At 64.3% G+C, this 9,405-nt stretch carries 11 protein-coding genes and 1 pseudogene; 4 read left to right on the top strand and 8 right to left on the bottom strand.

Annotated elements, in window-relative coordinates:
* A partial coding sequence (locus G6N73_RS36565; RefSeq protein WP_206079225.1) for a hypothetical protein occupies nucleotides 1–194 on the top strand: 194 nt, incomplete at its 5' end.
* On the opposite strand, the gene G6N73_RS33085 is transcribed toward G6N73_RS36565, so the two are convergent.
* Nucleotides 162–1,079: a DMT family transporter gene (locus tag G6N73_RS33085; RefSeq protein WP_165034136.1), complete on the bottom strand. Its 918-nt coding sequence runs from the start codon at nucleotides 1,077–1,079 to the stop codon at nucleotides 162–164. The two genes, G6N73_RS36565 and G6N73_RS33085, sit on opposite strands and share 33 nt — an antisense overlap.
* A gap of 233 nt (nucleotides 1,080–1,312) precedes the next feature.
* Between G6N73_RS33085 and G6N73_RS33080 the strand changes: the two genes are divergently transcribed.
* Nucleotides 1,313–1,678, top strand: a complete 366-nt coding sequence (locus G6N73_RS33080; protein ID WP_165034135.1) for a hypothetical protein — start codon at nucleotides 1,313–1,315, stop codon at nucleotides 1,676–1,678.
* A 24-nt stretch (nucleotides 1,679–1,702) separates the two neighbouring features.
* Here the strand turns inward: G6N73_RS33080 and G6N73_RS33075 are convergent.
* Nucleotides 1,703–1,843, bottom strand: a pseudogene (locus G6N73_RS33075) (DMT family transporter); the annotation flags it as partial.
* 163 nt (nucleotides 1,844–2,006) lie between these two features.
* On the opposite strand from G6N73_RS33075, the gene G6N73_RS33070 reads away from it, so the two are divergent.
* Entirely contained in the window at nucleotides 2,007–2,534 is a 528-nt protein-coding gene (locus tag G6N73_RS33070) for an OsmC family protein (RefSeq protein ID WP_165034134.1), read from the top strand.
* A gap of 9 nt (nucleotides 2,535–2,543) precedes the next feature.
* On the opposite strand, the gene G6N73_RS33065 is transcribed toward G6N73_RS33070, so the two are convergent.
* Both G6N73_RS33065 and G6N73_RS33060 read right to left on the bottom strand, forming a co-directional pair.
* Nucleotides 2,544–3,173, bottom strand: a complete 630-nt coding sequence (locus tag G6N73_RS33065) for a hypothetical protein (RefSeq protein WP_165034133.1) — start codon at nucleotides 3,171–3,173, stop codon at nucleotides 2,544–2,546.
* A gap of 90 nt (nucleotides 3,174–3,263) precedes the next feature.
* A complete protein-coding gene (locus G6N73_RS33060) occupies nucleotides 3,264–4,025 on the bottom strand; it encodes an SDR family NAD(P)-dependent oxidoreductase (RefSeq protein ID WP_165034137.1) in 762 nt (253 codons plus the stop codon).
* Nucleotides 4,026–4,216: 191 nt separating this feature from the next.
* Between G6N73_RS33060 and G6N73_RS33055 the strand changes: the two genes are divergently transcribed.
* Complete coding sequence (locus G6N73_RS33055) at nucleotides 4,217–4,642, top strand: DoxX family protein (protein ID WP_165034132.1); 426 nt, start codon at nucleotides 4,217–4,219, stop codon at nucleotides 4,640–4,642.
* Nucleotides 4,643–4,669: 27 nt separating this feature from the next.
* Here the strand turns inward: G6N73_RS33055 and purF are convergent, their stop codons facing one another.
* The 4 genes from purF to G6N73_RS33035 form a co-directional block, all read right to left on the bottom strand.
* On the bottom strand, nucleotides 4,670–6,139 hold the full coding sequence (gene purF / locus G6N73_RS33050; protein ID WP_165034131.1) for an amidophosphoribosyltransferase: 1,470 nt from the start codon (nucleotides 6,137–6,139) through the stop codon (nucleotides 4,670–4,672).
* A gap of 60 nt (nucleotides 6,140–6,199) precedes the next feature.
* On the bottom strand, nucleotides 6,200–6,820 hold the full coding sequence (locus G6N73_RS33045) for a CvpA family protein (RefSeq protein WP_165034130.1): 621 nt from the start codon (nucleotides 6,818–6,820) through the stop codon (nucleotides 6,200–6,202).
* 179 nt (nucleotides 6,821–6,999) lie between these two features.
* Nucleotides 7,000–8,397, bottom strand: a complete 1,398-nt coding sequence (gene radA, locus G6N73_RS33040) for a DNA repair protein RadA (RefSeq protein WP_165034129.1) — start codon at nucleotides 8,395–8,397, stop codon at nucleotides 7,000–7,002.
* A 263-nt stretch (nucleotides 8,398–8,660) separates the two neighbouring features.
* Nucleotides 8,661–9,405, bottom strand: a 745-nt coding sequence (locus G6N73_RS33035) for a DnaB-like helicase C-terminal domain-containing protein (protein ID WP_281353016.1), incomplete at its 5' end; no start/stop codon positions are given.

The following is a 9,405-nucleotide window of genomic DNA, read 5'->3' as shown; positions in this document are numbered from 1 at the left end:
AGGTCGTAAGCCGAAATTTGAATCGAGACGTTAGTCCAACCAAAGAAAAAGCCGGCCTTGCGGCCGGCTTGAGTAAATTGGACGGGCGAGGGGGTTTGGGCATGGGGACAGCCCGTCCATGCGCTACAACAGGCGACGGAGAAGAAGGTTCCAACAAAAAATCAATTTTTATTCGCGGCGATGCATTTTTTTGATTGAGCCATTCCGGCGCGCGCCAGAGCGAGGTCACGGCCCGCATGGGCAAAGACCGCAAAGAGCACGACAGCGCCGCCGACCAGGCTTGCGGCGGGTGGAAATTCGGCCAGGAACAGCCAGCCGAACAGGATCGCGAAGGGTACCTCCGCCGCGCCGAGCAGGCCGGCTTCGGCAGCGGGGATGAGCCGCGAGCCTTCGGTCCAGAGCACGGAGGCGAGCGCGAAGGATGCGCCGAAGGCGGCGAGCAGGATCGCATCGCGCTGCGAGACGGCCAGCGGATCGGTGACGAACCAGCCGAGCCCGAAGAGAAGGAAAGCCGACACTGCGCCTGCCCAGACCACCGGCGTGTCGCGGAATTTGCGGATCAGGACCATGTAGAGCGCGCTTCCGAATGTCATCAGCAGAGCAAGGCCATCGCCGAAAGGCCGGCCGGTGCCGATGCCGGAAAACACCATCAGGCCGACGCCCGCCAGCGACAGGGCGGCCGCAAGCATGGTTTGCGAGCGGATTTTTTCGCGCACCAGGAGCCAGCCGAGCAGCGCCGCCACGAAGGGCGCTGTCGCATAGATGATCGCGACATTGGCGACATAGGTGTTCTTGAAGGCGGCTATGAAGGCGACGCTGGCGGCTGCCCCGACCACTGCCATCAGCCAACCGCGCCAGCCGAGCCTGAGCGGCCGCGGCGCGGCCTCGCGGGAGCGCCGCCAGAAGACGTAGGCCGTTATCAGCAGCGCGCCGACCAGCCCGCGCCAGCAATTGATGGTCAGCGGATCGGTTTCGATCGACTTGGTGAGAACGCCGGCGAGGCCGAAGACGGCGGCCGAGCACGTCACCAGCGCGATGCCGAGCATCCGTCCCGTCTGTTCGTCGAGCCCCTGCGTCATGCCTTCCCCCGTCTGATTACTCAACATCTATAGGAGTGCTGCTGACAGCCCACTGTCAGCAGCGATATCAACCGGGCGCGCTTTGTTGGGGATATCGAAATTCCGACCAGCGCTCGGCCTGGTACTACCCCTAGCGTTGTTTCGGTTCCCGGTGCACGCTTTGATTGTTTTTCAAACTCGGGGGACTCCAGGTGAACACAATGCTTCGCGCGGGCCTTAGGCTAGCATTTACAATGGCAATTTGCTTCTCGGCAGCGGGTTGCGTCACCTATACGGGTAGTGGGGACACTTGGTTCGGTAAGGACCAGGCGCTGGCCGAGAGTAACGCGATGAATCGAAAGGGCATGGCGCCGGTTTCGATAGATTGCCGCATGGAAGACGCCTCTGGCCCTGAGCGGCCGATTTACTCCACGAGGATCAAATATGCTGCCAACCCGAATAGAAACCGGTGGCGGTACGGTGTCGGGGAAGCCGATGAAATGCAGGTTTATGCCAACGATGCTGCGCGCGAAAAGCTTAAACTTGTAATGCGAAAGCGGATGGTCGACGCCAAGAGCGGCAAGAAGGCATCGTGCGCGATCTGGCGCGGCCCTGCCTAAGTCTGAACTGCGCCATCAACGGCGTCAAACCGGGCGTTTGCGAAAATGCTCGGTGGCGATGATGATCATGCCGGCCGAAAAGATCAGCGCCGCGCCGATGAACACCTCACGCCGCGCAATGTCGCCCCAGATCAGGTAGCCGAGCAGGAAGGACCAGACCAGCGAGCGTTGGGGCAGCCTGCTCGCGCCGCGCGGCGAAAAATGGAGCGGAATGGGCAGCTTCAATCCGGCCCAAAACTCTCTCTGGCCGCATGATCTTGTCCGAAAAGTCTGCAACTTTTCGGGATCATGCTCTAGCATGGCAGTTGCAAGCGAAGGAGGACAGGCAATGGATGCAGCGGAACTGAAGTCTGTGCAGGGGCCGCTGAAGCAGGCCTATCGCGACGATGCGGCAAGCGCGGTGATAACGCTGCGCGCCAAAGGCTCGATCGACGAGCAGGCGATCGCCTGCAAGGTCGAGACCGGGCGGGCGATCGCTGTGGCCGGCCTGCATCCGGCGACCGGCGGCTCGGGGCTCGAACTCTGCTCCGGCGACATGCTGCTGGAGGCGCTGGTGGCCTGCGCCGGCGTGACGCTGAAGGCGGTGGCGACCGCGCTGGAATTCCGGCTCGACGGGGCCAAGGTCGAGGCCGAAGGCGACCTCGATTTTCGCGGCACGCTGGGCGTCGCCAAGGATGCGCCGGTCGGCTTTCGCGCCATACGGCTGCGCTTCGAGCTCGATACGGACGAGCCGCAGGACCGCATCGATACGCTGATCAAGCTGACGGAGCGCTATTGCGTGGTGTTCCAGACCATCAACCAGAAGCCGGAGCTCTTGGTGACGGCCGAGCCGCACCGGCCGGCCGCCCGGATGTGAGGCGTCGGATCAGTTGGTGGCGAAGCAGTAGAGCAGGCCGTCGCCGCCCGTTCCCTTGAGCGCTTCCAGGCTGCAGCCGCCGCGCGAGGCATGCGACGAGTTCCATGACTTGGCCGCCGCGGAATCGTCGAGGCCCATGCGGTCGTGATGGCCGAGCATCGCGGCCCCTTCCGCGCCGCCGAGCGTCCAGTCGCCGCAGGTCTGGTCCGCCGCCACGGTGCCGTCGGGCATCGAACCGGTCAGAATGTCATGCCGGTTGGGTTGGTCGCCGCGGCCGCTGACCACTTCGCCCTTTTCGTTGAGCGCGGTATCTTTGGTGATGTTGTTGGCGTCGCTGTGCAGCGAGGCGACGTCATCGGCGATCTTCTCGCCCTTCTGGTTGAACCACGGGCCGGAGCCGATGCGGTCCTTGGCGTTCTCGCTGCTGGTCGAGAGATAGGCGCGCCAGGTCTTGCCGCTCGAGCCGGCGGCTTCGGCGAGGCTTGTGCAATGAGCGTCGGCGCCCGCGAGACCGCCAAGATTGGCGCCGTTGCCGGGGCCCTGGCTGGTGATGAAGAAGCTCATCGCATTGTCCTGCGCGGCGGCGAACGAGATTGTCGTGGCGAACGCCGCGGACGCCAGAAAGAGGCTGCGTTTCATGAAAATTCCTCCCGGGATGCAACCCGCCCGAGAGAAAATTAGGGCTGGCCGTGGAGGCGGGCCAATCACAAGCCCGTGTTGGCAGTGGCGCTATTCCGGCATCCGGTAGGTGACGAAACGCTCTTGACGCGCCTCATATCGCAGCCCCGTTTCCGTGAGCGCCGGACTGGCCAGCGGGATGATCTTTGCCGCGATCTCGGCAGGATGCGGCAGCGTCTCGGGGTTTTCGCCCGGAAAGGCCTGGGCGCGCATGGCCGTGCGCGTTCCGCCGGGATTTACGCAATTGACCCTGAGCGGCAGGTTTTTCGTCTCGTCGGCCCAGGAGCGGGCGAGCGCCTCGACGGCGGCCTTGGAAGCGGCGTAGGGAGCCCAGAAGGCTTTGGCCGAGTGCGCAGCGCCCGACGACATGATGATGGCGCGGCCGGCGTCCGACAGGCGCAGCAGCGGATCGACCGAGCGGATCAGCCGCCAGGTGGCGGTGACGTTGACCGCCATGACCTTCTCGAAAACCTTCGCCTCGACATGGCCGATCGGCGCGATAACGCCGAGTATGCCGGCATTGGCGACGAGGATGTCGAGCTTCTTCCAGCGCTCGTGGATCGCGCCGCCGAGCCGGTCGATGCCGGCCATGTCGGTCAGGTCTAGTGGAACCAGCGTCGCCTCGCCCTTGCCGGTGCGGGCGTTTTCGGCCTTGATCTCGTCGTCGAGCTCTTCCAGGCCGCCGACCGTGCGGGCAACCGCGATCACATGCGCGCCCGCCGCCGCCATCTGCTTTGCGATGTGATAGCCGATGCCGCGCGACGCGCCGGTGACGAGGGCGACGCGGCCGGAGAGGTCGGGGGTGGGGATCATGCGGACATCCAGTTCGGGCCTATCGGAAACCGGCACCAGATAGGACTTATTTGCCGCGAACGGAACCCTGGAATAGAGATTCGCAAGTCCGACCTGAGTTTCGACACGCGGAATTTTCAACATCGCATGTCGGAAACGCGCGTTGCCCAGCGTCCTAGATGCAAATGAACATCGTTGGAGGAAATGGACCCATGAGCAAGACTGTTGCAATCCTCGTCGCAAGACTGATCTTCGCCGGTATCTTTGCGATGGCGGCAAGCTTCAAGTTTGCCGGAATGTCGGATACGGCCGGCTATATCGCGGCGGCGGGATTTCCGTTCCCGCTGCTTCTGGCCTGGCTCGCCGCGATCTTCGAAACCGCGCTGGTCCTCGCCTTCCTGACCGGCGCCTTCTTCTCGGAGGCAGCGCTGCTAGCCGGGGTTTATGTGATTTTCCTGGCCTTCGCCTTCCATGGCCCGTCCCATTGGGAAGGCAACCAGGCCGAGTTCGGCTTCTTCGTCGACCACTTCACCTTCCTGGCGGGACTTCTGTACGCGGCTGTTCACGGGCCGGGCGAGCGGCTGGCCGTGCACCGCGGCTTCATCTGGAAGCGCGAGGCTGAACCGCGACTAAGCTAAACGCGCGAGCCGGGCGAGCGAGCGATATTACTGCCCGCCGGCAGCGAGCAGCGAGAGCGTCCGGACATTGTCGGCGCCTTCGTGATCGAGCAGGCGGGTCGGGTATTCGGCGGTGAAGCAGGCGTCGCAGAATTGCGGCTGGTCGTTCTCGCGGCGCGCCTCGCCAACGGCGCGGTAGAGCCCGTCGATCGACAGGAAGCCGAGCGAATCGACGCGGATGAATTCGGCCATTTCCTCGACCGACATGCGCGAGGCCAAGAGTTTCGCGGTCTCCGGCGTGTCGACGCCGTAGAAGCATGAGGAGCGCGTCGGCGGCGAGGCGATGCGCATATGCACTTCCTTCGCGCCTGCATCGCGCACCATTTGCACGATCTTCTGGCTGGTGGTGCCGCGCACGATCGAGTCGTCGACCAGCACCACGCGCTTGCCCTCGATCATGCGGCGGTTGGCGTTGTGCTTGAGCTTGACGCCCATGTGGCGGATCGAATCGGTCGGCTGGATGAAGGTGCGGCCGACATAGTGATTGCGGATGATGCCGAGTTCGAAGGGCAGGCCGGCGGCCTGGGCAAAGCCGATCGCGGCCGGCGTGCCACTGTCGGGGACCGGAACGATGATATCGGCATCGACGGGGCTTTCGATGGCGAGTTCCGCGCCGATGCGCTTTCTTACATCATAGACGTTGCGCCCCTCGACCGACGAATCCGGCCGGGCGAAATAGACGTATTCGAAGATGCAGAAGCGCGGCTTCTGCTTTTCGAAGGGGAACAGGCTCTCGATGCCCTTGGCGGTGACGACGACCATCTCGCCGGGTTTCAGATCGCGCACGAAACGCGCGCCGATGATGTCGAGGGCGCAGGTCTCGGAGGCGAGGATCCAGGCGCCGTCGAGGTCGCCGAGCACCAGCGGCCGGATGCCGAGCGGATCGCGGCAGCCGATCATCTTCTTGGAGGTGAGCGCGACCAGCGAGAACGCGCCCTCGAGCGCGCGGACCGCCTCGATGAAGCGCGAATTGACGTCCTTCTCGCGGCTGGTGGCGACGAGATGCAGGATGGTCTCGGTGTCGGAAGTGGAGGAAAAGATTGCGCCCTGCTTCTGCAGCGTGCGCTGGACGGTCATGGCATTGGTGATGTTGCCGTTATGGGCGACGGCGAAGCCGCCATCGGCGAGTTCGGCAAACAGCGGCTGGACGTTGCGAATGCCGGAGCCGCCGGTGGTGGCGTAGCGCGTATGGCCGATGGCGCGGGTCCCCTTCAGGCTTTCGATCACGCGCGGCTTGGTGAAGGTATCGCCGATCAGCCCGACATGGCGTTCGACGTGAAACTGCGTGCCGTCATAGGAGACGATGCCCGCCGCCTCCTGGCCGCGATGCTGCAGGGCGTGCAGGCCGAGCGTGACGATCGCCGCGGCGTCCTGCCGGCCGAAAATGCCGAACACGCCGCATTCGTCGTGGAAATGATCGTCGGCCTCGGCCAGCAAGGTGTCGTCTGAATGCGCCATAGTGGGCGGTCTCTCGTCAGAAAGCACTCATATAGGACGACCGCGCACTGCGCGCCACCGTCAATTGTTTGCCGGCGGCGCTTCCTCGGCGGGAGCGGTCTCCGTCGGAGCGGCGTCGGTCGCGGGCGGCTCGGCGGCCGGAGGCGCTTCGGTACCCGCCTCGGGAGTCTCGTCGACCTGCAATCGCTTCAGGATCGAATTTTCCGGATCATCGGGCAGCATGGATTCCAGCGTGCCGCCGATCGATTCGAGCAGCGGGCGCGACTTGGCTTCAGAGATCCAGGCCGGCGGATTGGTCCCCACCAGCCAGTTGAAGAACAGCAGGCCGACAGCGACCACCAGAATGCCGCGCGCCGCGCCGTAGAGGAAACCGAGCGTGCGGTCGAGTGCGCCGACGCGGCTGTCGATGATGAAATCAGCGATCTTCATGGTGATGATCGTGACGACGATCAGCGCGATGATGAAGACGATGCCGGCCGCCGCCGCCATGGCGAGCTGTTCATTGTCGATATAGGGCTGCACATAGGGCAGCACCGGCCTGTAGAAGAAGAATGCCGCAGCGGCCGCCGCCGCCCAGGATGCTATCGACAGGACCTCGCGGGAAAAGCCGCGCACCATGGCAAGCATGGCCGAAACCAGCGTGAAGCCGACGAGAATTCCGTCAAGCAGCGTTATCGGCATTTTGTTCCCACTCCATCTGCCGGTGTGTTGATATTCAGGTGATGCCGGCCTGCAAATGGTGGCTTTCTGCGCTTCCGGTACTCGCGGACCTGAATGTCCGCTCCGTTCCGGTTCTCGAAATCCGCCATTTCCGACTCGGCCTGACCTGAATCTCCACACACCTCACCGGTCCCGCCCGTTCAGTCTTCCGCGTTCCGGCGCAGCGAGCCCGCGATGCGCACCACCAGATCGGTGAGCGTTTCGGGCTGAAAAGCGCCGAATCCGTTTCCCCCGGAAATTTCCTCGCTGCCGCGCGGCAGAACCGCTTGTCCAAACCCCAGCTTTTCCGCTTCCTTGAGCCGTTGCTGCGCATGTGCAACCGGCCTGATGGCGCCCGAAAGGCTGATTTCGCCGAAATAGACGCAATCGGCGGGAAGGGCAATACCGGTGAGCGAGGAAACCAGGGCCGCGGCGACGGCGAGATCGGCGGCCGGCTCGGTGATGCGGTAGCCGCCGGCGACGTTCAGATAGACGTCGTGCGTTGCGAAGCGCACGCCGCAATGGGCTTCCAGAACCGCAAGGATCATGGACAGCCGCGCCGAATCCCAGCCGACCACGGCGCGCCGCGGCGTGCCAAGCGGGGAGGGCGCGACTAGCGCCTGGATCTCGACCAGAACCGGCCGCGTGCCTTCCATGCCGGCGAAAACCGCCGCGCCCGGAGACTTCGCGTGGCGCTCGCCGAGGAACAGTTCGGACGGATTGGAGACCTCCCGTAACCCCTTGTCTGACATTTCGAAAACGCCGATCTCGTCGGTCGGGCCGAAGCGGTTCTTCACCGTGCGCAGGATACGGTAGTGGTGGCCGCCTTCGCCCTCGAAATAGAGCACGGCGTCGACCATGTGCTCGACGACGCGAGGGCCGGCGATCTGACCCTCCTTGGTAACGTGGCCGACGAGAACCACCGCCGCGCCGGTCGACTTGGCGTAGCGGATCATCGCCTGCGCCGACGAACGCACCTGCGTCACCGTGCCCGGCGCCGAATCGGCCATGTCGGTCCACAGGGTCTGGATCGAATCGAGGATGAGCAGGTCGGGGCGGCGGCCGTCGGCGATGGTCGCCAGAATGTCCTCGACATTGGTTTCGGCGGCGAGTTCGACCGGGGTTGCGGCGACACCGAGCCGCTGGGCGCGCAGCCTGATCTGGGCGACGGCCTCTTCGCCCGAGACATAAACTATGCGATGGCCCTTCGCGGCGAGGGCGGCGGCGGCTTGCGTCAGAAGCGTCGACTTGCCGATTCCGGGGTCGCCGCCGACGAGCAGCGCCGAGCCGCGCACGAAGCCGCCGCCGGTGGCGCGGTCGAGTTCGCCGATGCCGGAAGCGATGCGCGGCGCGTCCTCGATGTCGCCCGACAGAGTAGTGAGCGCCACCGCGCGGCCCTTGCGCGGCGAGCGGAGGCTCGCCGGGCCGCTGCCTATGCCGCTGTTGGTGCCTTCCTCGACGAGCGTGTTCCACTCGCCGCAAGCGTCGCACTTGCCGGCCCAGCGCTGATGCAACGAGCCGCAATTCTGGCAGATGAACTGGATACGGGATTTAGCCATGATATCCCTCCCCCTTGAAGGGAGGGTGGCCGCGAGGTGGTCGGGCGGCGGTGGTGACGCCCCGTTTTGTTCTGCAACGACCCCCCTCTGGCCTGCCGGCCATCTCCCCCTCAAGGGGGGAGATCGGCTGTCGCAATCGCTTTCGCCAATCTTCGGCGCTACCAGAAGAGCGACGGCATTGAAGCTGCCGATCTCCCCCCTTGAGGGGGAGATGGCCGGCAGGCCAGAGGGGGGTCGTTGGAAAGGAAGAACAGACCAACAAACTACTCATACCGTTCCGGCAGGTGATGCTCTTCCGCCAGGTCGGAGAAGCGGGTGAATTCGCCGGTGAAGGCCAGGGAGACGGTGCCGGTCGGGCCGTGGCGCTGTTTGGCGATGATGACTTCGGCCTTGCCACGCACCTCGTTCATGTCGGTTTCCCACTGGGTGTATTCGAGCGTGCCGGGCTTGGGCTCCTTGTTCTTGAGGTAATATTCCTCGCGATAGACGAACAGCACCACGTCGGCGTCCTGTTCGATGGAGCCGGATTCGCGCAGATCCGATAGCTGCGGGCGCTTGTCGTCGCGGCTTTCGACCTGACGCGATAGCTGGGACAGCGCGATGATCGGCACGCCGAGTTCCTTGCCGAGCGCCTTCAGGCCGGTGGTGATCTCGGTGATTTCCTGCACGCGGTTCTGCGAGGCCTTGGCGGAAGAGCCCTGCATGAGCTGAATATAATCGATGACGATGACGTCAAGGCCGCGCTGGCGCTTCAGCCGGCGGGCGCGCGCTGCGAGCTGCGCGATCGAGATGCCGCCGGTCTGGTCGATGAACAGCGGGATCTTCTGCATGGTCTGGGAGCAGGCGACGAGTTTTTCGAAATCTGTCTCGGTGATCTCGCCGCGGCGGATTTTCGATGAGGGGATTTCTGTCTGCTCCGAAATGATGCGGGTGGCGAGCTGCTCGGACGACATTTCGAGCGAAAAGAAGCCGATGACGCCGCCATTGGCGGCCTTGAACGAACCGTCC

The organism is Allomesorhizobium camelthorni (assembly GCF_011045125.1).
Classification (GTDB): Bacteria; Pseudomonadota; Alphaproteobacteria; order Rhizobiales; family Rhizobiaceae; genus Allomesorhizobium; species Allomesorhizobium camelthorni.
This window is presented reverse-complemented; position numbering and strand designations above follow the sequence as displayed.